The 20,870-nt window shown below is 73.2% G+C and carries 21 protein-coding genes; 8 read left to right on the top strand and 13 right to left on the bottom strand.

Features of this window, described 5'->3' with window-relative positions; translation table 11 throughout:
- Positions 1-307: 307 nt before the first annotated feature.
- On the bottom strand, positions 308-970 hold the full coding sequence (locus ACWCPI_RS01055) for a response regulator transcription factor (RefSeq protein ID WP_003997051.1): 663 nt from the start codon (positions 968-970) through the stop codon (positions 308-310).
- Between the two features lie 279 nt (positions 971-1,249).
- Positions 1,250-1,885 (bottom strand): DUF3000 domain-containing protein, encoded by a 636-nt coding sequence (locus ACWCPI_RS01050; RefSeq protein WP_388810158.1) that lies wholly within the window; start codon positions 1,883-1,885, stop codon positions 1,250-1,252.
- Between the two features lie 170 nt (positions 1,886-2,055).
- Between ACWCPI_RS01050 and hemE the strand changes: the two genes are divergently transcribed.
- Positions 2,056-3,120, top strand: coding sequence for a uroporphyrinogen decarboxylase (gene hemE / locus ACWCPI_RS01045; RefSeq protein ID WP_451036089.1), 1,065 nt, complete (start codon positions 2,056-2,058; stop codon positions 3,118-3,120).
- 6 nt (positions 3,121-3,126) lie between these two features.
- Here hemE and ACWCPI_RS01040 read toward each other — a convergent pair whose 3' ends face one another.
- Positions 3,127-3,951, bottom strand: coding sequence for a rhomboid family intramembrane serine protease (locus ACWCPI_RS01040; protein WP_451036088.1), 825 nt, complete (start codon positions 3,949-3,951; stop codon positions 3,127-3,129).
- Between the two features lie 125 nt (positions 3,952-4,076).
- On the opposite strand from ACWCPI_RS01040, the gene ACWCPI_RS01035 reads away from it, so the two are divergent.
- Positions 4,077-4,415: a hypothetical protein gene (locus ACWCPI_RS01035; RefSeq protein ID WP_451036087.1), complete on the top strand. Its 339-nt coding sequence runs from the start codon at positions 4,077-4,079 to the stop codon at positions 4,413-4,415.
- Positions 4,416-4,717: 302 nt separating this feature from the next.
- Positions 4,718-5,650, top strand: coding sequence for an NAD-dependent epimerase/dehydratase family protein (locus ACWCPI_RS01030; protein WP_451036086.1), 933 nt, complete (start codon positions 4,718-4,720; stop codon positions 5,648-5,650).
- A gap of 245 nt (positions 5,651-5,895) precedes the next feature.
- On the opposite strand, the gene ACWCPI_RS01025 is transcribed toward ACWCPI_RS01030, so the two are convergent.
- Both ACWCPI_RS01025 and ACWCPI_RS01020 read right to left on the bottom strand, forming a co-directional pair.
- Positions 5,896-7,296 carry an FAD-dependent oxidoreductase gene (locus ACWCPI_RS01025; protein ID WP_451036085.1) on the bottom strand — a complete coding sequence of 467 codons (1,401 nt, stop codon included), beginning with the start codon at positions 7,294-7,296 and terminating at the stop codon, positions 5,896-5,898.
- Between the two features lie 27 nt (positions 7,297-7,323).
- Positions 7,324-8,328, bottom strand: a complete 1,005-nt coding sequence (locus ACWCPI_RS01020; RefSeq protein ID WP_451036084.1) for a DUF4349 domain-containing protein — start codon at positions 8,326-8,328, stop codon at positions 7,324-7,326.
- 161 nt (positions 8,329-8,489) lie between these two features.
- Between ACWCPI_RS01020 and hemG the strand changes: the two genes are divergently transcribed.
- Positions 8,490-9,950, top strand: a complete 1,461-nt coding sequence (hemG, locus tag ACWCPI_RS01015) for a protoporphyrinogen oxidase (protein ID WP_451036083.1) — start codon at positions 8,490-8,492, stop codon at positions 9,948-9,950.
- Positions 9,951-9,955: 5 nt separating this feature from the next.
- On the top strand, positions 9,956-10,687 hold the full coding sequence (gene hemQ / locus ACWCPI_RS01010) for a hydrogen peroxide-dependent heme synthase (RefSeq protein ID WP_388808961.1): 732 nt from the start codon (positions 9,956-9,958) through the stop codon (positions 10,685-10,687).
- Between the two features lie 8 nt (positions 10,688-10,695).
- Here the strand turns inward: hemQ and ACWCPI_RS01005 are convergent, their stop codons facing one another.
- From ACWCPI_RS01005 to ACWCPI_RS00990, 4 genes are all read right to left on the bottom strand, one after another.
- Positions 10,696-12,366: an alpha/beta hydrolase gene (locus ACWCPI_RS01005; RefSeq protein ID WP_451036082.1), complete on the bottom strand. Its 1,671-nt coding sequence runs from the start codon at positions 12,364-12,366 to the stop codon at positions 10,696-10,698.
- Positions 12,367-12,470: 104 nt separating this feature from the next.
- A complete protein-coding gene (locus tag ACWCPI_RS01000) occupies positions 12,471-13,286 on the bottom strand; it encodes a TIGR04222 domain-containing membrane protein (protein WP_451036081.1) in 816 nt (271 codons plus the stop codon).
- Positions 13,287-13,389: 103 nt separating this feature from the next.
- Positions 13,390-14,199 (bottom strand): DUF4142 domain-containing protein, encoded by an 810-nt coding sequence (locus ACWCPI_RS00995; protein ID WP_451036080.1) that lies wholly within the window; start codon positions 14,197-14,199, stop codon positions 13,390-13,392.
- A gap of 128 nt (positions 14,200-14,327) precedes the next feature.
- Positions 14,328-14,729, bottom strand: a complete 402-nt coding sequence (locus tag ACWCPI_RS00990; RefSeq protein ID WP_451036079.1) for a RidA family protein — start codon at positions 14,727-14,729, stop codon at positions 14,328-14,330.
- 72 nt (positions 14,730-14,801) lie between these two features.
- On the opposite strand from ACWCPI_RS00990, the gene ACWCPI_RS00985 reads away from it, so the two are divergent.
- Positions 14,802-15,725 (top strand): LysR family transcriptional regulator, encoded by a 924-nt coding sequence (locus ACWCPI_RS00985; RefSeq protein WP_451036346.1) that lies wholly within the window; start codon positions 14,802-14,804, stop codon positions 15,723-15,725.
- A 19-nt stretch (positions 15,726-15,744) separates the two neighbouring features.
- Here the strand turns inward: ACWCPI_RS00985 and ACWCPI_RS00980 are convergent, their stop codons facing one another.
- Positions 15,745-17,142: a DUF692 domain-containing protein gene (locus tag ACWCPI_RS00980; protein ID WP_451036078.1), complete on the bottom strand. Its 1,398-nt coding sequence runs from the start codon at positions 17,140-17,142 to the stop codon at positions 15,745-15,747.
- Between the two features lie 220 nt (positions 17,143-17,362).
- Positions 17,363-18,082: a peptidyl-tRNA hydrolase gene (locus ACWCPI_RS00975; protein ID WP_451036077.1), complete on the bottom strand. Its 720-nt coding sequence runs from the start codon at positions 18,080-18,082 to the stop codon at positions 17,363-17,365.
- Between the two features lie 107 nt (positions 18,083-18,189).
- Between ACWCPI_RS00975 and ACWCPI_RS00970 the strand changes: the two genes are divergently transcribed.
- Both ACWCPI_RS00970 and ACWCPI_RS00965 read left to right on the top strand, forming a co-directional pair.
- Complete coding sequence (locus ACWCPI_RS00970) at positions 18,190-19,068, top strand: ABC transporter ATP-binding protein (RefSeq protein ID WP_451036076.1); 879 nt, start codon at positions 18,190-18,192, stop codon at positions 19,066-19,068.
- Complete coding sequence (locus tag ACWCPI_RS00965; RefSeq protein ID WP_451036075.1) at positions 19,065-19,736, top strand: ABC transporter; 672 nt, start codon at positions 19,065-19,067, stop codon at positions 19,734-19,736. Before ACWCPI_RS00970 ends, ACWCPI_RS00965 begins: the two co-directional genes overlap by 4 nt.
- Here the strand turns inward: ACWCPI_RS00965 and ACWCPI_RS00960 are convergent.
- Positions 19,728-19,904 carry a hypothetical protein gene (locus tag ACWCPI_RS00960; protein WP_451036074.1) on the bottom strand — a complete coding sequence of 59 codons (177 nt, stop codon included), beginning with the start codon at positions 19,902-19,904 and terminating at the stop codon, positions 19,728-19,730. The genes ACWCPI_RS00965 and ACWCPI_RS00960 overlap by 9 nt on opposite strands.
- An 82-nt stretch (positions 19,905-19,986) precedes the next feature.
- Positions 19,987-20,859, bottom strand: a complete 873-nt coding sequence (locus ACWCPI_RS00955) for a polysaccharide deacetylase family protein (RefSeq protein ID WP_451036073.1) — start codon at positions 20,857-20,859, stop codon at positions 19,987-19,989.
- Between the last annotated feature and the right edge of the window lie 11 nt (positions 20,860-20,870).

Raw genomic sequence — 20,870 nt, 5'->3', positions numbered from 1 at the left:
ACCCATAGGGGCACCCCCGGGGCGTCGCCGGGTCCGGCGCCGGAGAGCCGCCCCCTCGGTGCGAGTCGATCGAGCCGGCAGCTCTGCTGACGGGCCTTCACCCGCTCCCTCCCCGGCCGGCGAGTGATCTTCACCCGTCTCCCGTCGCGCCGCCGCGGCCCATGGACAGCGCCCGCCGACGGAACGTTCCGTCGGCGGGCGCCTGAGGGTCGTCAACCAGTCGGCCGAGCGACAGATCCGGTTCACGACAGGTGGGGGACGCGGGCGGGACCAGCGGCCGATCCCGTACACGCCGGTGCGTCGAGCGTCAGTGGATGATGCCGGTCCGCAGGGCCACGGCGACCATGCCGGCGCGGTCCCCGGTGCCGAGCTTGCGGGCGATGCGGGCGAGGTGGCTCTTGACGGTCAGGGCGGACAGGCCCATGGAGACGCCGATGGCCTTGTTCGACTGGCCCTCCGCCACCAGCCGCAGCACCTCGACCTCACGACCGGAGAGTTCGCGGTAGCCGCCCGGGTGGCTCGGGGCACCCGGGTGGCGACGGTGCATACGGGCGGCGGCGGCGCCGATGGGGGCCGCACCGGGCCGGGTGGGGAGCCCGACGTTGGTGCGGGTGCCGGTGACGACGTAACCCTTCACGCCGCCGGCGAGGGCGTTGCGCACCGCGCCGATGTCGTCGGCGGCGGAGAGGGCGAGGCCGTTGGGCCAGCCCGCGGCGCGCGTCTCCGACAGGAGGGTGAGGCCGGAGCCGTCGGGCAGGTGGACGTCGGCGACACAGATGTCGCGGGGGTTGCCGATGCGGGGACGAGCCTCCGCGATGGACGAGGCCTCGATGACATCGCGCACACCGAGCGCCCAGAGATGGCGGGTGACGGTGGAGCGGACGCGTGGATCGGCCACGACCACCATGGCGGTCGGCTTGTTCGGGCGGTAGGCGACCAGGCTTGCGGGCTGCTCGAGGAGAACGGACACCGGGCCTCCTGGGGTGCGGGGACGGCTTTCAAGGTCACAGTCGTCTTCGGCACCAAACCCATGGCCCTTTAGGGAAAGATCACGATTTAGTGAGTAACAATTGGGGCAATTCAGACACTTGGTCGATCGTTCGGTGAATCAATCGGCTCGATCATGGATTGTTCCTGACCGAAAGTGGCCGTATCGACAAAGTGACGGTCAAGTCAGGAGTGTCGAGTGGTCGGCGGTCGAACAGGTGGCGTCAGCGGGAAGAGGGGGCGTCAGCGGGAAGAGGCGGCGTCAGCGGGACTGCGGGTCCCGGCGCTGGGGCAGCGTCACCACCGACGCGTCACCCGGGCCCGCCGGGGGCAGACCCGCTACCTGGGCCAGCAGATCGCACCAGGACGCCAGATGGGCCGCGGTGTCCGGAACGCCGCCCAGACCCTCACGCGGGGTCCAGGAGGCGCGGATCTCGATCTGCGACGCCGCCGGGCGCTCGGCCAGACCGCCGAAGTAGTGGGAGCTGGCGCGCGTGACGGTGCCGCTCGGTTCGCCGTACGACAGCCCGCGCGCCTGGAGCGCGCCGGTCAGCCAGGACCAGCACACGTCGGGCAGCAGCGGGTCGGTGGCCATCTCCGGCTCCAGCTCCGCACGCACCAGGGTCACCAGCCGGAACGCACCGTGCCAGGCATCGTGCCCGTCCGGGTCGTGCAGCAGCACCAGCCGGCCGTCGGCCAGGTCCTGGTCGCCGTCGACGACGGTGGCCTCCAGCGCGTACGCGTACGGAGCCAGCCGCTGAGGTGCCTTGGTCTGCTCGACCTCGATCTGCGGCCGCAGCCGGCTTCCGCGCAGAGCGTCGACCGCGGCACGGAAGGCCGGTGGAGCCGTACTGCTCGAATGCCGGTCCGCCTCCCCCGTCCCCTTCGAGTCATCCATCCCGCCAGTGCCGTCCGACAGTCGTCCCTGAGCCGCAGCCATGCGGGAAGATTAAGGGGAACCGGGGCTTCGTGCCGGGCTAGACACCCCGTTCCCGCTGTCGGCGTGGCCGTCATCGGGCCCGCCGCCCCCGGACCCCGGCAGGGCGGCGCCGTGCGAGACTTGCCACCGTGAGTGCCAACGACACCCAGCCGACGCCGCCGACCGCCACCTACGACTCCGCCTTCCTCCGGGCGTGCAGGCGCGAACCCGTGCCGCACACGCCGGTGTGGTTCATGCGGCAGGCCGGGCGCTCCCTGCCGGAGTACCGCAAGGTGCGCGAGGGCATCCCGATGCTGGAGTCCTGCATGCGGCCCGAGCTGGTCACCGAGATCACCCTCCAGCCCGTGCGCCGGCACGACGTGGACGCGGCGATCTTCTTCAGCGACATCGTCGTCCCGCTCAAGGCCATCGGTATCGACCTCGACATCAAGCCCGGTGTCGGCCCGGTCGTCGAGCGGCCGATCCGCACCCGCGCCGACCTCGCCCAGCTGCGCGACCTGACCCCCGAGGACGTCTCCTACGTCACGGAGGCCATCGGCCTGCTCACCCGCGAGCTGGGCAAGACCCCGCTCATCGGTTTCGCCGGCGCGCCTTTCACCCTCGCCAGCTACCTCGTCGAGGGCGGACCGTCGCGCACGTACGAGAACGCCAAGGCGATGATGTACGGCGACCCGGAGCTGTGGGCCGACCTGCTCGACCGTCTCGCCGACATCACGGCCGCGTTCCTGAAGGTGCAGATCGAGGCCGGCGCCTCCGCCGTCCAGCTCTTCGACTCCTGGGTCGGCTCGCTCGCCCCCGCCGACTACCGCCGCTCGGTGATGCCCGCCTCGGCGAAGGTCTTCGACGCGGTCGCGGGGTACGGCGTCCCGCGCATCCACTTCGGTGTCGGCACCGGTGAACTGCTGAAGCTCATGGGCGAAGCCGGCGCGGACGTCGTCGGCGTCGACTGGCGGGTCCCGCTGGACGAGGCCGCCCGCCGGGTCGGTCCCGGCAAGGCACTCCAGGGCAACCTCGACCCGACCGTGCTGTTCAGCACCCCCGAGGCGGTCGAGGCCAAGACCCGTGAGGTCCTCGACGCGGCGGCCGGCCTGGAGGGCCATGTCTTCAACCTCGGCCACGGCGTCATGCCGTCCACCGACCCGGACGCGCTGACCCGGCTCGTCGAGTACGTCCACACGCGCACGGCCCGCTAGCGACGCTCACCACGTGTGGGGCCGCGCCCGCCTGCCGAACAGCAGGCCGCGCGGCTCCGGTGGCGGCGGAGTACCCGGCTTGAGCGGCCAGGCGAGCAGCATGCCCGCGAGGAAGCCCACGATGTGCGCCGCGTAGGCCACGGTGCCCGCGCCGTCGGAGACGCCCTCGCCGCTGGAGTACACCGCCTGCAGCACGAACCAGAATCCGAGGACCGACCAGGCCGGCAGCCGCAGCGGCAGGAAGACCAGGAACGGGACCAGGACCCACACCCTGGCCTTCGGATAGAGCACGAGATAGGCGCCCAGCACAGCCGCGATGGCCCCGGAGGCGCCGATCAGCGGTTCGGCGGAGTCGGCGTTGAGGACCGCGAAGCCGTAGGACGCCGCATAGCCGCAGGTGACGTAGAAAAGCAGGTACCGCACAGGGCCCATGCGGTCCTCGATGTTGTTGCCGAAGATCAGCAGGAACAGCATGTTGCCCAACAGGTGCAGCCAGCCGCCGTGCAGGAACATCGCGGTGAGTACGGACAGCGCGGGGGACTTGTCGTAGCCCGGCGGGCCGACCACGCAGCCGGGGCCCTGCGGTCCGACGGCGACCTCGCCCGTGGGGACGACCCTCGGCATCTGGTCGTGGATCAACTCCCTTGGCACCGCCGCGTAGTGGTCCAGGAACGCGTGCAGATGGCACAGCTGGGCGAGGCCGCTCTCACCGGCCACGGATCCGGCCGTGCCGGGCGTGGACAGGAAGACGAGGACGTTCGCGGCGATCAGCGCGTATGTCACCCAAGGGGTGCGGCGCACCGGGTTCACGTCATGGACGGGGATGACCACGTCAGGTATGTGCCCGGGATACGTCCGGTGAATCGGTGAACGGGGCCGCCGGCGTGTGCGTATGTCTCGGCAACCGCCCGCGGCACGGGGAAGGCGGGTCGCGGGGTCTACGTGAGGAACAGGCGATGAACGACCGAGTTACTCCTCCGATGCACGCATTGCCCGACGGCGAGGCCGAGATCGCGGTGGTGCTGCGGCTGCCCTGGGAGGACGTCGCCCGGCTGGGCCAGGACGCGGGGCGTCTCGCGACGCAGATGCAGCGGCCGGTGACGCTGGACGAGGCCGTGAGCCACCGGCTGCGGTCGGCCCGGCCGGCCGCGGCACACGCGAAGCCGGCGGGGGAGCAGCCGGCCGCGATGCCTTCGAGCGTGAGCGCGTCCGTGTCGTCGCTGCCGTCTCGGCCGCCGACCGAGCAGGCCCGGCAGGCGATCGAGCGGATCAACGGGACCGCCGGGACCGCATAGCGGCCTTCGCCCCGGTGACCGGAGGAGCCGGTGAGTCGTTTCCTCGCCCCGCGCGAGCGAGGCGGGACTCACCCCGGCTCCTCCGGTCCGGTGGCACGCATGCGGACCCGGGCCCCTCGCAGGGGACGAGGCCGGCGGGGCCCTCGGCCCACGGGGCCGACGCGGGTCGTCGGTGCGCCGGTCGACCCGGCGACGGTCGGGCGTCGCGACGCGGAACAGGTCATACTCGCCGAGGAGATGGCCGCCGCCGTCACGCTGAGCACGACGATCCGTCGACCGCCCGAACATCCGAGAGGTGCCTCGTGAACACCGTCATGGTCACTGGCGCGGCCGGGTTCGTGGGCCGGCACGTCGCCGCCGAGGCGGCCGGCCGGGGCGTCGACTTGACACTTGTGTCCCACCGCCGTACTCCACCACGGCCCGGCCCGGCCCCCGTGCGTTCGGTGCAGGCCGACCTCGCGGATCCACGGTCGCTGCGCGGGGTGTGCGAGGGCGTGGACGTACTGCTGCACTGCGCCTCGCAGATCGGGGGGACGCCCGAGGCCAACCACAAGGTCAACGCCCAGGGGACCGCCGCGCTCGTCGCCGACGCCCGGCGCGCCGGAGTGTCCCGCATCGTGTACCTCAGCACCGCCGCCGTGTACGGCCGCGGCACCTACCGCAGTGCCCGTCCCGAGGAACTCGACCGCAGACCGCAGTCGCCGACGTCACGGTCCCGGGCGGCGGCCGAGGACGCCGTACTGGCCGCCGGAGGGATCGTGCTGCGTCCGTACCTTGTCTACGGCCGCGGTGACGAATGGGTCGTCCCCGGGCTCGCCCGGCTGCTGCGGGCCCTGCCCGGCAGACCGGCGGGCTGGAACGCCAGACTGTCCGTCATCTCGGTGGTCGAACTGGCCGCCCTCCTCGTGGCGGTCGGGCTGGCCCCGGGCGACAGGCTGACGGCGTCCGTCTACCACGCCGCATATCCCACCCCGGTCCCGGCGTCGGAGCTGCTGCGCGCGGTGGCCGACTGCGCGGGGCTCGCGCCGGCTCGGCGAGAGGTCACTCCCGCGCAGGCCCGCGACCATCTGCGCGAGGACGCCGGCGCTTCGTACGCGCTGAACATGGTGACCACGGACCACTGGTTCGACAGCACACGCATCTGGGCCGACGCGGGGCTCGCGGCACCGGGGGCCGCATGGGACGCGGACCTCGCGAGGATGCGCGAGTGGTACGCGGACCGGTCGGTGGCCTGAGCAACGCGTCGGCGGCCGCCGGCAGGTGCGGCACCGTGCCCGCCGAGGGCCGTCGGACGGACCGCGCCGGGCCCGGCTGCGATCGCCGCACTCACCTGCGGCGGGCCGCCTGCGACATCACGGACCGAGTCCGGCACCCGGCCGGCCCGAAGGCACCTGAAGGTTCACCGTCCCCCCGCGGCACGGCCGTTGCCCTGCTGCGGCGGTGTCCGGAACGTGCGCCGCCGAGACCGTCCGCCCCGCTGTCATGCCCGTGCGGCGTCGACCGCCTTCGCCGCCTTGCGGGCCGCCACCAGCACCGGGTCCCACACCGGGGAGAACGGAGGCGCGTATCCCAGATCCAGGGACACCATCTGTTCCACCGTCATTCCCGCCGTCAGGGCCACCGCCGCGATGTCCACGCGTTTGCCCGCGCCCTCCCGGCCCACGATCTGCACGCCCAGCAGCCGGCCCGTGCGGCGTTCGGCGAGCATCTTGACGGTCATGGGGGAGGCGCCGGGGTAGTAGCCCGCACGGCTGGTCGATTCGATCGTGGCCGTGACGTACTGCAGTCCCGCCCTGCGGGCGTCCTTCTCGCGCAGCCCGGTGCGTGCGATCTCCAGGTCGCAGACCTTGCTGACGGCCGTGCCGACCACGCCGGGGAACGTGGCGTAGCCGCCCGCGGCGTTCGTGCCGATGACCTGGCCGTGCTTGTTGGCGTGGGTGCCTAGGGCGATGTGGCGTTCCTGCCCGGAGACCAGATCGAGGACCTCCACGCAGTCACCGCCCGCCCAGATGTTCTCGTGGCCGCGTACGCGCATCGCGAGGTCGGTGAGCAGACCGCCGTGGCCGCCGAGGGGGAGGCCGGCCGCCCGCGCGAGCGTCGTCTCCGGACGGACACCGATGCCGAGGACGACCACGTCGGCGGGGTACTCGGCGTCCTGCGTGGCCACCGCCCGCACCCGGCCGTCCTCACCGGTGAGGACCTTGGTCACCTCGGCGTCGTCGACCATCGTGATGCCCAGGCCCTCCATGGCCTCGTGCACCAGGCGGCCCATGTCCGGGTCGAGCGTCGACATGGGCTCGCTGCCCCGGTTGACGACCGTCACCTCGTAGCCGCGGTTGATCAGCGCCTCGGCCATCTCCACCCCGATGTAGCCGGCGCCGACCACGACGGCGCGGCGGCCACGTGTGCGTGACAGCGTGTCGATGAGCGCCTGCCCGTCGTCGAGGGTCTGCACACCGTGCACTCCGGGCGCGTCGACGCCCGGCAGGTCGGGGCGGATCGGGCGGGCACCGGTCGCGATCACGAGTTTGTCGTACGACGTCCAGGACTCGGCTCCGGAGTCGACGTCACGGGCACGTACCCGGCCGCCGGGCACGTCGATCTCCGTCACCTCAGTCCGCATGCGCAGGTCGATGTCGCGGGCCCGGTGCTCCTCGGCCGTACGGGCGATCAACCGGTCGCGGTCGGGCACGTCGCCGCCCACCCAGTACGGGATGCCGCAGGCCGAGAAGGAGGTGAAGTGGCCCCGTTCGAACGCCACGATCTCCAGTTCCCCGGGCCCCTTGAGGCGGCGGGCCTGCGACGCCGCGGACATGCCCGCGGCGTCGGCGCCGATCACGACCAGTCGTTCCCCGGTACCTCGCACAGCACTCATGTTCATGCGAACACGCTACGAGAGCAGGGCATTTCAGTCCCGCTCACCGGGCTCCCCCGAGCGCTCGGGCTGCGGGGCGGGCCGTGCGGACGGCAGCGGCCCCAGGGCCGTAGTGGCGGGCACGGGCTCCGGGCGGCGCGGCAGCCTCGGCCGGACCACCTTCAGCCACACCAGCACGATCAGCGCCGCCACCGCGGCGAACGGCAGCACGGCGCCGAGCACCACCGCGAGCCAGCGCAGCATCGTCACGAACGCGCCCCAGCCGCCCGCGAGCGCGTCCAGGAAGCCGGGGTCGTCGTCCTCGGTCACCGCCTTCTTCACCGGCGTCTCCGCCAGGGACAGGGTGATGGTGGCCAGGCTCGTGCGGTCCTTCAAGGACGCCTGCCGGGCGAGCAGCGCCTCCAGGTCCGCCTGGCGGCTGCTCAGTTCGCCCTCCAGCGTGACCACGTCGCTGAGCCTGGTCGCCTGGTCCATCAGCTCGCGGATCCGGGCGACGCTGGCCCGCTGGGACTTGATGCGGCTCTCCACGTCGACGACCTGGTCGGTGACGTCCTGCGCCTTGGCGTTGCGTTCGAGCAGCTTGCCCGTACCCTCCAGGTCCGCGAGGACGTCGGCGTACTCGGCGACGGGCACGCGCAGGACGACACGGGTGCGCTCATGGCCGCCCTCGTCGCGCGTGGTGCTCTCGTCACCGACGTAGCCGCCCGCGTTCTCGACGGCGGCGCGGGCCTCGTCCAGGGCCTTCGGCACGTCCTTGACCTGCACGGTGAGCGAGGCGGTGCGGATGATGTGGCTCGCGGAGACCTTGGGCGGCGCGGTGGCCCGGCCGGCGCCGGAGCCACTGCCGGGTGCGCCCTGATCCGCGCCGGCCCGGGAGTCGGCCTGCGCGGCCTCTCCCGCGTCGGCCTTGCTGTAGCCGGACCCGGAACCGGAGTCTCCCGAGCCGCTGCAGCCGGTGAGCGTCAACGCCGTGGCGAGCAGGAGGCCGGCGAGGGCCGGAACCGGTCGTACGGATCGTGCGGTGCGTGGTGCGCGCATGTGGGCCTACCCCCGAGGGTCGTCGTGTCGACTGCTGTCTCTTCGACGCCGGGAGGGGGCGAGACGTTGGCGGAGAACGGTCCCGATGCGGTCACGGTCGGGACTCGTGAAGGACACCGGGGCGCGGGCCGACGGCCGGCGGGGTCTGAGAGGCTGTGGACATGAGCGAAGTTCACAGTCGTACGGGTACGGGTGGGGTCGTCGTCATCGGCGGCGGGATCGCCGGGCTCGCCGCGGCCCACCGGCTGCTGGACGCCGGCCGGCGGGTGACCGTCCTGGAGGCGTCGGACCGGGTCGGCGGCAAGCTCCTGCCCGGCGAGCTGGCGGGCGCCCGCGTGGACCTCGGTGCCGAGTCCATGCTGGCCCGCCGCCCCGAGGCCGTCGCCCTGGCCCGCGAGGTGGGCCTCGCCGAGCACCTCCAGCCGCCCGCCACCGCGACGGCCTCGATCTGGACCCGCGGCGCCCTGCGCCCCATGCCCAAGGGCCACGTCATGGGTGTCCCCGGCACCGCCGCCGCCCTCTCCGGCGTGCTGTCCGACGAGGGTGTGGCCCGTATCGAGCGCGACGCCGAACTGCCCCGCACCGAGGTCGGGGAGGACGTGGCGGTGGGGGAGTACGTGGCGGCGCGGCTCGGCCGCGAGGTCGTCGACCGCCTGGTGGAGCCCCTGCTGGGCGGCGTCTACGCGGGCGACGCGTACCGCATCTCGATGCGCTCGGCGGTCCCGCAGCTCTATCAGGCCGCACGGACCCACGACTCGCTCACCGAGGCGGTCCGCGAGATCCAGGCCAAGGCCGCCGCCGACCAGCAGACCGGGCCGGTGTTCATGGGTATCGAGGGCGGTGTGGGCCGGCTGCCGCTCGCCGTCGCGGAGTCGGTGCGGGCCCGGGGCGGCGAGATCCTCACCGGTACGCCGGTGACGGAGCTGCGGCGCGAGACGTCGGGCGGCTGGCGTGTGGTCGCCGCCGACCGTGTGCGGCACGCCGACGCGGTCGTGGTCGCCGTACCCGCCCCGGCCGCCGCCGCTCTCCTGCGCGCCGAGGCCCCCGCGGCCGCCGCCGAGCTGGACGGCGTCGAGTACGCGTCCATGGCCCTGGTCACCCTCGCCTACCGCCGCTTCGACGCCGATCTGCCCGCGGGCAGCGGCTTCCTCGTGCCGCCGGTCGACGGGCACACCATCAAGGCGTCCACCTTCGCCTCCCAGAAGTGGGGCTGGATCGCCGGGGAGAACCCGGACGTGGTCGTCGTGCGCACCTCCGTCGGGCGGCACGGCGAGACGGAGATCCTCCAGCGCGACGACGACCACCTCGTCGACGTCTCCCGCCGCGACCTGCGGGCGGCGACCGGCCTCGACGCCACACCGCTTCAGACCCGCGTGACCCGCTGGACCGACGGCCTGCCCCAGTACCCGGTCGGCCACCACGCGCGCGTGGCCCGCGTCCGCGAGCACGTCGCCGAGCTGCCCGGGCTGGCCGTGTGCGGGGCGGCCTACGACGGCGTCGGCATCCCCGCCTGCATCGCGAGCGCCTACGCGGCGGTGGACCAGATCCAGGGTGACCTGCGCGGTGTGGAGGAGCTCACCGCCAACCCGGTGCAGAGCCTGCACGGCGGAGCGGGAGAATAAGGGACATGAGTGACGACGCCTCCACCACCGAGCCCGGCAGGATCCCGAACAAGGGCAAGCTGGCCAAGGACCTCAACGAGGTCATCCGCTACACCCTCTGGTCCGTCTTCAAGCTGAAGGACGTGCTCCCCGAGGACCGCGCGGGCTACGCAGACGAGGTCCAGGAGCTGTTCGACCAGCTCACCGCCAAGGACGTGAAGATCCGCGGCACCTACGACGTGTCCGGGCTGCGCGCCGACGCCGATCTCATGATCTGGTGGCACGCCGAGACCAGCGACCAGCTGCAGGAGGCGTACAACCTCTTCCGCCGCACGAAACTGGGCCGCGCGCTCACCCCGGTCTGGTCGAACATGGCGCTGCACCGCCCGGCCGAGTTCAACCGCTCGCACATCCCGGCGTTCCTCGCCGACGAGACGCCGCGCAACTACGTCAGCGTCTACCCCTTCGTGCGGTCCTACGACTGGTACCTGCTGCCCGACGAGGACCGCCGCCGCATGCTCGCCGACCACGGCAAGATGGCCCGCGGCTACCCGGACGTCCGCGCCAACACCGTCGCCTCGTTCTCACTCGGTGACTACGAGTGGCTCCTGGCCTTCGAGGCCGACGAGCTCTACCGCATCGTCGACCTCATGCGCCACCTGCGTGCCTCGGAGGCCCGGATGCACGTCCGCGAAGAGGTGCCGTTCTTCACGGGCCGCCGCAAGACCGTGGCGGAACTGGTCGCCGGACTCGCCTGACCGGCTGATCAGCGCGGCAGCCGGGCGGTCGTGGTCCCCTGCGGCCGGCCGCCCGGCTTCGTCGCCGCCGCGGCGCCCAGCTTCTGCTTCGCCGCGCGCTCGCCCGGACGCTCCGGCTTCGGCTCGGGGTGCCCCTCGCACGCCGTGTGCCGGGCCGGGAGGCGGCCCTCCAGCAGATACGCGTCGATGTGGCCGTTGACGCAGGCGTTCGGGCCGTACGCGATGCCGTGGGTGCCCGCGTCCCGCTCGGTCACCAGGACCGACCCCGACAGCCGCCGGTGCATCTCCAGCGCCCCCTCGTACGGAGTGGCGGCATCCCGCTCGGCGGCCAGGATCAGGATCGGAGGCACCTCTCCCGGCCCGGTCCGCACGTCGAGGGGCTCCTGCCGGGGCGCCGTCCAGTAGGCGCACGGCAGGTTCATCCACACGTTGTCCCAGGTCTCGAACGGCGCCACGCGCGCGAGCCGCGTGTTGTCCCGGTCCCACACCGCCCAGTCCGTCGGCCACGGAGCGTCGTTGCACTCCACGGCCGTGTAGACGGCACGCGAGTTCTCGTCCTGGGCCGCCGCCTCCTTCACGGGCGCGGCCAGCTCGACCAGCGGCTTGGAGTCACCCTTCAGATACGCCGACAGCGCCTTCGCCCGCGCGGGCCAGTAGTCGTCGTAGTACCCGGCCTGCAGGAACGCCTCCTGCAACTGCCCGGGCCCGACCTTCCCGCCCGCCGGCTCCACGGCCAGCCGCTCGCGTGCCTTCTCGTAGCCGCGCAGCACCTCCTCGGAGGTGGTGCCGAGCCGGTACACCTCGTGGTGCTTGGCGACCCACTCCCGGAAGTCCGCCCACCGTCCCTCGAACGCGGCCGACTGGGCCAGGTTGTTGCGGTACCAGATCTGCTCCGGATCCGGGTTCACGGCCGAGTCGAACACCATCCGCCGTACGTGCGTGGGGAAGAGGGTCGCGTAGAGCGCGCCGAAGTAGGTGCCGTACGACGCCCCCATGAACGTCAGCCGCTGCTCGCCCAGCGCGGCGCGCAGCACGTCCAGGTCGCGGGCGTTGTTCAGGGAGTTGTAGTGCCGCAGCGCGCTGCCGGTGCGCTCGGCGCAGCCGCGCGCGTAGGCCTTCGCCCGGGCGACGCGCTCCTTCTTGTACGCCTCCGAGGGATGCGTCGGGGCCTGGGAGGGACCCGTGGCGAACTGCTTGGGGTCCTCGCAGGACAGCGGTGCGGACGGCCCGACTCCGCGCGGGGCGTAGCCGACGAGGTCGTACGCCCCCGCGAGCCGCTTCCACGCCGGCAGCAGGCCGATCAGCGGGAAGTGCAGGCTGGAGGCGCCCGGTCCGCCCGGGTTGTAGACGAGGGCGCCCTGGCGCGGCACCCGGCGCTTGCTGTTGCCCGGGTCCTTGTGCGTGGCCCGCACCCTGCTGACGGTGAGCCGGATCTGCCTGCCTTCGGGATACGCGTAGTCGAGCGGGACGGACACCGTGCCGCACTGCACGCTCGCCGGCAGTTCCAGCTTCTTGGGGCAGGGGGCGAAGGTGAGGCCGGCCGCCGCGGCGCGTTCGGCGGCCACCGCCGTGCCGTGTCTTTCGTCCGCGCCGGGCGCGGCGACGGCGCTGCCGGCCGGGGTGGCGGAGAGGGTGGTCAGGAGCATGGCCCCGGCGACCGAGTAGGCGGCGGCTCTCATCGCGTGTCCCTTCAGTGCACGGCAGCAACAAAAGGGATATTTGGTTCGTCTGTTGATGAAGGCAAGCACCGCCTGCCGGTGTCGGCGTCAATGCCCCCTATGCGTCACCGACTCCGGGGCGGTCGGTCCTGTCCGCGGGACGCCTGGTGGTGCGGCTCGCGGTGCCCGAAGGCCGCGCGTAGTTCCGGCTCACCGATCGCGCGCACGCCCCGTACGGCGACGGACGTCAGGTATCTGCGGTCGCCCTCGCCCCCGGAGTGCCGGACCAGGGCGCTGAGCATCCGCTGCCCGGCCGGGGAGGCCCACCGCGCGTAGGGATGGACCTCGATACGGGCGATGGCGAGGCAGCTCAGGGTGAGGACGAAGGGGAGCGCGAACCAGAGGGCGACCAGATGTGCCGGCATGTCCGACTGAATGGGTGTCAGCAGGGCGGCCGCCCCCAGCGCCAGGACGACCGCCCCGGCGAGCTGCACCTGCCGGATCGCCGCGGTGACACCACTGCGTGCTCCGTCCGGTACGGCGAGCCCCGCGCTGACCAGCCGGTCGGCGAGCGTGCCGACCGCGTCGGCGGCGGCCGCGGCGTCACGCACCGGCTCGATCCGGGACTGGCCCTCCGGCCCGATGGCCCCTATCACCGAGCGTTCCATCTCGTCGCGGCCACGCGGATCGACGACCGTCGCCCACCCGGTGTGCGCGAGCAGCAGCCGTCGCTGCCGTGCCATGGAGACGAGGGTCAGATCGGCGACCCGTCGCGGGCCGCCGGAGAGGAACGCCGCTTCGTACAGCGTCAGATCACGTCCTCGGCCTGCCATCGCCGCTCTCGTGTCCACGGCCGCGGCGCGGACGGCGGCCAGGCATAGCCGCGTGCACGCCGTGCCGGTGACGGCCCAGGCCAGCAGCAGAAGAAGCACCCAGAACATGCCGCGTTTCTATGCCAATGACTCCCGGAAACGCCATGCCTCGTTCACGATCCGGACGGAGCGTTGCCGGGACGTGACGTTCCGGATGGGTATGCGCAGGGTGTCAGGAGGCCGTCGACCGATCGGCGACGGCGGCGTCGTCCTCGGGGCGCGGGCTGGAGGCGGCCGGTGGCAGCGTGTAAGTGGGCGACGGGGGCGGGGTCATGGGCACCGCCGGAGCCGGATCGGCGGTCGGGCCGGGCGGCGCGGGGGCGGGCGTGAGCGGCGGCGTGCTGTCGGCGGCCAAGTCCCGTGCCAGGGCCTCGTAGTCGACGTAGCCGGTGGCCTCCAGGACCGTGATGTGGTCCAGCACGGTGGTGTTGGCGTCGTCGGCGAGCGCGCGGACCAGGGAGTTGCGGGTGCCGGCCCGCACCTGGGCCACGACGGAGAAGACCTTGCCGTGCGCGAGCCGCAGGATGTTGGCGAACTGCCGGTCGTACTCGACGCCCTGGGCGGCGTCCAGGGTCGCCAGCCACTCCTGCTGCTGCTCGGTCGGCTCGTTGGGCAGTTCGAGACTGAGCTTGGCCGCTACGTCGCGCACCCGCTCGTCGAGGAACGCGTGCCCCTCGATGAGGTGCTGCCCCGCGGTCCGCACGGCCGGCGTCGTGCCCTTGTGCTGCGCCTGCCGCCCGGCCGGCAGTTCCCACAGACCGGCCAGCCGGACCTTGGTGAGGAAGTCGCGGTCGAGACCGGACAGCGGACCGTATTCGGTCGACACGGTCTGGGCGCTGAGCACGTCGTAGCCGGTCCCGGAGCGGTCGGCGTACGACCAGATCGGGAAGATCATGGCCAGCAGCGTCGCGGTCAGACCCGTGATGATGAGTCCGGTGCCGCTGAAGATGCCTCGGCCGTCGACCGGGGGTCTCGGTCGCATGGTGCCTCCTGTCACGGCACCGCACGTCAGTGCGCTTCGTCGGGTCGGGTTGGCATATTACTTCGGCGTACTCCGACGCCTGCAGCAACTGCCGTACCCGGGCCGACGCGTGCCGTGCGGTCGAGGTGTCAATCCCGGCACCCGCGCGCCGGCCGTCGCGCGTACACCTCGATCTCCATCTTCATACGCGGGTCGGCGAGGCCGCACATGAGCATCGTGGCGGCCGGCCGGACCTCGCCGAAGCAGCGCCGCAGGACGGGCCAGCAGGGCTCGAAGTCCTCGCGGTCGGGCAGCAGGTAACGCACCCGCACCACGTCGGCGAAGGCGCACCCCGCCTCGGCCAGCGCGGCCGCGATGTTGCGCAGGCACTGCTCGGCCTGCTCCACCACGTCGTCCGAGATCGTCATGGTGGTGTAGTCGAACCCGGTGGTCCCCGACACGTGCACCCAGTCACCGTCGACCACGGCGCGGGCGTAGCCGATCTGCTCCTCGAAGGTCGAACCGCTGAGGATCGCACGTCGCTCCGTCATGCGTGGAACGCTAAGTGACCAGCATCGATACGTCCAATACGAAATGAGGGAGGGTCTGATATCTCTGTGCGTATGGAGCGCCCCGAACTCCCCCTGCCGCAGCTGTACGCGTTCGTCGTACTCGCCGAGGAACTCCACTTCGGCCACGCGGCCGCCCGCCTGGGCATCGCCCAGCCGCCGCTGAGCCAGCAGATCCGCCGCCTGGAGGACAGGGTCGGCCACGCCCTGTTCAGCCGCGCACCGGGACGGATAGCCCTCACTGCGGCGGGGCGGGAACTGCTGCCCGCCGCGCGAGGTGCCCTCACCGATCTGGCCGACGGCCTGGCCGCGGCCCGGGCCGTCGGCGGTGGCCGGGCCGGACGTCTGCGGATCGGCTTCGCCGCCTCCCTGGCACTGACCGTCCTGCCGGGCCTGCTGCGCACCTTCCGGGAACGGTTCCCCCGCGTGCGTCTGGACATCCGCGAGATGACCACGGCGCCGCAACTGGCCGCCCTGCGCGACCGGACCATCGACATCGGCCTGCTGCGCGAACCCCCCGCCGAGGAGACGGACCTGGGCTTGCGCACGGTGCTGAGCGAGCCGTTCGTGGCCGTGCTGCCGTCCACCCACCCTCTGGCCGTGCAACGGGTGGTACGACTGGAACAGCTGGCGGACTCCCCTTTCGTGCTGTTGCCGCGCGCGGAGGGCCCGCAGCTTCACGACCGGATCACGGCACTGTGCGCCGCGGCGGGTTTCACGCCCCGGGTGACCCAGCGCGCCGTGGAGTGGCAGACCGTGTGCGCCCTGGTGGAGACCGGTCTCGGCGTTTCCCTGGCCCCGGCGAGCATCCGGCGCATCCGCCTGAAGGGCGTCGCCTTCCGCGGGATCGAGCCCGGCGCCGCCCGCACCCGGGTCGCCGTCGCCTGGCGCAGGGACGATCAGAACCCCCTGGTCGCCCAGCTGTTGGCGGCCATCGGCCAGGACCCGTCGGACGGCCCCGGCCCGGGCGGCGGCTGACGACGCACCCGCCGCCCGCTCACCGGCGCAGCAGCACCCGGCGGGTGGCCCGGGCCAGCCGTACCCCCGGCCGCCGAGAGCGCGGCTTCGGCCCCGACCGCTCCAGCCACCACTCCCGCACCTGCGCCCGCACCCGGGCGTCCTCCAGCCGCCCCTCGGCCAGCAGGTACCCCGCGAAGTCCAACGCGTCGCGCCGATAGCCGTCGGTCATCGGGTGCCCGTGACCGTAGGCGAGGAAGGCCCGGCGATACCCGTCTCCGAGGATGACCGGCAGCTCGGGCGCGACCTTCGCCACGACGTCCGCCCGCTTCCCAGCGAGCGCCCGTGCCTGCACTCCCAGCCGCACCCGGTCGAAGCCCTCCGGCACCGGCGTCCCGGCGACCAGCGCGGACAGCAGGGCGGCCTGGGCGAGCGCGAGACGCTGGCGGGCGGGCTCGCCGGCCGGATGGACGGTCGACCGCTCGGCGCCCTGCGTCGGCCGCCTCCGAGGCGAGCTCGTACCCGCCGGCTCCGCGACCTCCGAGGACCCCGTGACCCACGAAGCCCCAGCGGGCTCCCCGGCCTTCGAAGGCTCCCCGGCCGCCCGCTGGACCGCCCCCTTCTCCAGCGCTTCCCGGATCGCCCCCAACTCCCGCTCCAGCTCGCCCGGTTCGGGGAAGTTCTCGTCCCGTTCCAACAGGACACCGGACGGGCGGACCCGGGAGGCGAGGTCGGTCAGGACGTCGAGGACCGGCTGCGGGACCGGGTGGGCGTGGCTGTCGTGCCAGACGCCGTCCCGCTCGAAACCGCCCGCGACATGGACGTACGCGATGGCCTCCAGCGGCAGTTCGGCGAGCGCCTTGGCCGGGTCCTCGCCCCGGTTGACGTGGTTGGTGTGCAGGTTGGCCACGTCGATGAGCAGCCGTACCCCCGTCCGGTCGGCCAGCTCGTACAGGAACTGCCCCTCGGTCATCTCCTCGCCGGGCCAGGAGATGAGCGCGGCGATGTTCTCCACGGCGAGCGGCACGGGCAGCGCGTCCTGGGCGACACGGACGTTCTCGCACAGCACGTCCAGGGCGTCCCGGGTGCGCGGCACGGGCAGCAGATGCCCCGCCTCAAGACGCGGTGACGCGGTGAGCGGCCCGCCCGCCCGTACGAACGCGATGTGCTCGGTGACCAGCGGCGCCCCCAGCGCCTCCACCCGCTCGGCGAGCGCGGCCAGCCGCCCGGCGTCGGGCCGGTCGGCGCCGCCCAGCCCGAGCGAGACGCCGTGCGGGATCACGGTGACACCGCGCTCCCGCAGCCGTACCAAAGACTCCGGAAGGTGTCCGGGGCAGACGTTCTCGGCGACCGTCTCGACCCAGTCGATGCCCGGCATGCGCTCCACGGCGTCCGCGATCTCCGGACGCCATCCGATCCCCGTGCCCAGTGGCTGCATCGTCCCCTCCCGGCCTCTTCCGTACCCGCTGTCGCGTCTCCTCGGACGTGTCGGACGTGACGGGGGTATGGCCCCGCGGGCTCCGCCCGAACCCCCGGGCGAGAACCTTCAGAGCAACATTTGAGGTTGGGGCCCGCGCTCCCGCCCCGCACGCCCGACCACGCTCCGCACACCGTGAAACGGTCACCGCCAGGTCGTACGCACGGGACGCCGGGGATGTTCACCCGCGCAGCGCGGGATGGTCGGCCACCACGGTGCAGGACCCGGGTGCGATCTCCGTGAACCCCGCGTCCCGCACCAACGGCAGCCCACCGCTCGTCAGCTCCCGCCAGCGCCCCGCGTCCGCGGTCCGCACGGCGAGCGGGAACCCCGCCTCCCGCCAGGCGTCCCGCTGCGCGTCCGACAGCTCCCACCAGGCGAGTTGGGCCGCATGTCCCGCCTGTGCCATCGCCTTGCCCGCGGACATGCCGAGTTCGGGGTTCATCCAGAGCACCGGCGCCGACGGATCTGCCGCCACCGGCGGCTCCGGGTCGTCGAGGTCGGTACCGGACACCTGGAGCTTCGCCAGTTCCTTGGGCCACCCGTCCAACGGCACGGGCACGAACACCCGCACCTCGGCCGACTTACCGGTGACGGTGACGCCCGGCAGCCCCTCGGCACGCCGCCACTCGGCCCCACGAGCCCGTCGCACGACCTTCCGGATCCTGGCGTCCTGCCAGTCCCGCACCGCCTGCGCCCACTCCCCGTCGCCGACGGACCGCTCGTCGCTCAGCATCACGAGCACCGCCCGGGCGGCGGTCTCCAGGGCGTCGGTGCGGGCCGGGGGAGCGGACCGCTCGATCCGCACGACGAGCGGCAGCACGAACTGGGGCGCCGCGTCGCGAGCGCCGGGCTCGGACCGGAAGGGGCTGTCACCGCTGGACGTCGCATCATGGCTCACGACAGCACCCTAAAGGGCGCGGGCCTGAGCCGGTTCTCGGGCTCCCGCGCCCGGCGGGCACGCCCGGCCCCGCCGGCCCCTGACCGCCGTAGGACAAGATGTCGCCCATGCGAAGTGATCTCCGCCTGGACGACGTGGGCCGTCGCTACGGCCTGCGCGGTCCATGGGTCTTACGAGGCATCCACCTCACCGTGCACCCCGGCACCCTGATCCGTGTCGAGGGACCGAACGGCACCGGGAAGTCGACCCTGCTGCGCCTCCTCGCCCGCCTGGACGCCCCCACGGAAGGCCGCATCACCGGCCGCCCGCGCACGGCCTACGTCCCCGAGCGCTTCCCCACCGCCCTGCCGTTCACCGCCCTCGGCTACCTCACCCACCTCGGCACGGTCCACGGCCTGTCCCGGCCGGCCGCGATACGCGCCGCGGGCGAATGCCTGGAACGCTTCGGTGCCGCCGCCCACGCCCGTACGCCGATGGCGCAGCTCTCCAAGGGCAGCAGCCAGAAGGTCGCCGTCGCGCAGGCGCTGCTCGCCGACCCGGAACTGCTCGTGCTGGACGAGGCATGGACCGGACTGGACGCCGCCGCGCGCACGGAGCTGGAGCGTGCCGTGGCCGAACGGACCGCGGCCGGCACCGCGGTGGTCTTCGTCGACCACGACCCGCGCCGCCTCGCCGGGGCGCCCGACGCCACGTACACCGTGCGCGCCGGCGGCCTCGACCGCCGCACCGCCCCCACGACTCCGTCCGCCGCCGGCCCGCGCGCGACCGTCGTCGTCCGAGGTCCGGACGGCGCGGACCTGCCCGCCGAGGCGAGCCGTGTCGTCACGAGCGTGGACGAGCCCGACCCCGGCACCCACCGCCTCACCGTCCCCGCCTCCCACTCGGACGTCCTGCTGCGTGCCCTGCTGACCGCCCGTCCGGCGTGGCACGTGGTGAGCGTGTGCCAGGAGGAGTCCACCCCCGACGAAGCCGAGAGCCGCCGATGACCGCCCTCTTCCGTTACCAGGCCGCGCTCCTTGCGCGCTCGCAGCGCTGGCTGCCGCCGGTCATCCTGTACGCCGTCTTCCTCGCCGTCGGCGTACAGGTCGGCCAGCCGGTGCTCGACTCCCTCGGCTACGCCGCCGCGGCCCTGCTGCCCGTCGCCGCCTGGCTGGTGCGGATCTGCGTCACCAACGAACCGCCCGCCGCCCGCACTTGCGTCGCCGCGGCGGCCGGCCCGGGGCGGGCACACCTCGCCACGCTGCTGGTGGCGCTGGCCGCGTCGGCGGCACTCGGTACGGCGGCGATCGTCGTCGTCACCCTGATCAGCGACCCGGTCAGTGCCGACCACCAGATCCGGGTGGCCCGGCTGCCCGCGGGCGCCGCCGGGCTGCTCGCCGCGCTGGTCTGTGCCCTGCTCGGCACCGCCGTCGGCGCGCTCACCAACTGGCCGCTGCTGCGCTCGACCGGCCGCGCGGTCCCGACGATGCTGCTCGCGGCCCTGCTGTCCGTGGTGGCGACCGGCTCCCCGGCCCAGGCGGCGGTCAGCGACCTGGTCAGCGGCTCCCGCTCGGGCACGGTCGCCCTGCCGCTGCTTCCCCTGGTGGCGGCGGCACTGCTCGCGGCGGCGGCGATCGCCGCGGCCTGTGCGCTGACCTCCCGCAGATCACCCTGAGCAGGCGGTGCGCTGCGCCTCCTGCCACTCGCACACCGGGCAGAGCGTGATCCCCTTGTACGACTCCGGATACTCCGTCGGTTCCCGGCACAGCACGCACTCGGCGTACGGCGGCCCGTCGGCCTTCGGCGGCCTGGTCGCGTCGATCAGGCAGTAGTCCTCGCTCATGACTCCAGCCTAGGTCGTGTCCGCAAAGTCCCGTCGTCCGCCCGCGGGGCAGGCGGGACTTTGCGGACACGACCTAGGACGTTCAGGCGCGGCGGGCCGCGGCCCCGATCAGCTCGGACACCTTCACGAACCGGAAGCCCTTGCGGCGCAGCTCGGGCACGATGCTGCGGACCGCCCGCTCGGTCGCCGGAGCGGCGCTGAGCGTGCAGTGCATGACGACCACGGACCCCGGCCGCACCCCGCGCAGCACCTGCCGGGCGACCGCGTCGGCGTCCGTCGCGAACGCGTCCCCGCTCACCACGTCCCACTGCACGGCCGTGACACCGACCGGGGTGAGAGCCTTCAGGGCGCGGCGGTCGTAGCAGCCGCCCGGAAACCGGAAGTACGGCATGGCGTCGCGCACCCCCACCTCGCGGAACGCGGCGTACGCCCGTTCCACGTCCGACCGCATCCGGCGCTCGGGGAGGTTCGGCAGGCCGTAGCAGTCGTCGGTGAAGGCGTAGTGGCTGTAGGAGTGGTTGGCGACCTCGAAGAGCGGGTTCCGCCCGATGGCCCGGGCCTGCGCGGGATACTCCTCGGCCCATCGGCCCGTCATGAACACGGTCGCCGGCACCCGCAGCTTCCGCAGCGCGGCGACGAGCCGCGGATTGTCGAACCGCTCGCCGCGATCCGCCCGTGGCCCCTGGCCGGCGGTCATGTCGGCGTCGAAGGTCAGCGCGACCGCCTTGTCCCGGGTGCGGGGGCCGTGCTCGAAGACGGGGGTCAGGCCGCCGGGCCCGGGAGCGAGGGTCGGTGGCCCGGCGGCGGGGGAGAAGGGGGAGGCTGCGGAGGCGCTCGGCGCGGGGCGGGGCGCGCGGGGCGCACCGGCTTCCTCGGTCGCCGCGCACGCGGCGAGAGCACTGAGCGCCGCCATCAGGGCGCAGACGGCGGTGGCGCGGCGGGCAAGAGTGATCACCGACCGAAGAT

This window comes from Streptomyces sp. NPDC001920, assembly GCF_053594495.1.
This window is presented reverse-complemented; position numbering and strand designations above follow the sequence as displayed.

Bases quoted from the DNA above. Each gene is read 5' to 3' on its own strand.
- ACWCPI_RS01025 (WP_451036085.1), bottom strand. From the start codon at position 7,296: ATGAACATGAGTGCTGTGCGAGGTACCGGGGAACGACTGGTCGTGATC.
- ACWCPI_RS01050 (WP_388810158.1), bottom strand. From the start codon at position 1,885: ATGGATGACTCGAAGGGGACGGGGGAGGCGGACCGGCATTCGAGCAGT.
- ACWCPI_RS00980 (WP_451036078.1), bottom strand. From the start codon at position 17,142: ATGCAGCCACTGGGCACGGGGATCGGATGGCGTCCGGAGATCGCGGAC.
- ACWCPI_RS01020 (WP_451036084.1), bottom strand. From the start codon at position 8,328: ATGCGCGCACCACGCACCGCACGATCCGTACGACCGGTTCCGGCCCTC.
- ACWCPI_RS00960 (WP_451036074.1), bottom strand. From the start codon at position 19,904: ATGAGCGAGGACTACTGCCTGATCGACGCGACCAGGCCGCCGAAGGCC.
- ACWCPI_RS00965 (WP_451036075.1), top strand. From the start codon at position 19,065: ATGACCGCCCTCTTCCGTTACCAGGCCGCGCTCCTTGCGCGCTCGCAG.
- ACWCPI_RS00985 (WP_451036346.1), top strand. From the start codon at position 14,802: ATGGAGCGCCCCGAACTCCCCCTGCCGCAGCTGTACGCGTTCGTCGTA.
- hemQ (WP_388808961.1), top strand. From the start codon at position 9,956: ATGAGTGACGACGCCTCCACCACCGAGCCCGGCAGGATCCCGAACAAG.
- ACWCPI_RS00990 (WP_451036079.1), bottom strand. From the start codon at position 14,729: ATGACGGAGCGACGTGCGATCCTCAGCGGTTCGACCTTCGAGGAGCAG.
- ACWCPI_RS01005 (WP_451036082.1), bottom strand. From the start codon at position 12,366: ATGAGAGCCGCCGCCTACTCGGTCGCCGGGGCCATGCTCCTGACCACC.
- ACWCPI_RS00995 (WP_451036080.1), bottom strand. From the start codon at position 14,199: ATGCGACCGAGACCCCCGGTCGACGGCCGAGGCATCTTCAGCGGCACC.
- hemG (WP_451036083.1), top strand. From the start codon at position 8,490: ATGAGCGAAGTTCACAGTCGTACGGGTACGGGTGGGGTCGTCGTCATC.
- ACWCPI_RS00970 (WP_451036076.1), top strand. From the start codon at position 18,190: ATGCGAAGTGATCTCCGCCTGGACGACGTGGGCCGTCGCTACGGCCTG.
- ACWCPI_RS01035 (WP_451036087.1), top strand. From the start codon at position 4,077: ATGAACGACCGAGTTACTCCTCCGATGCACGCATTGCCCGACGGCGAG.
- ACWCPI_RS01000 (WP_451036081.1), bottom strand. From the start codon at position 13,286: ATGTTCTGGGTGCTTCTTCTGCTGCTGGCCTGGGCCGTCACCGGCACG.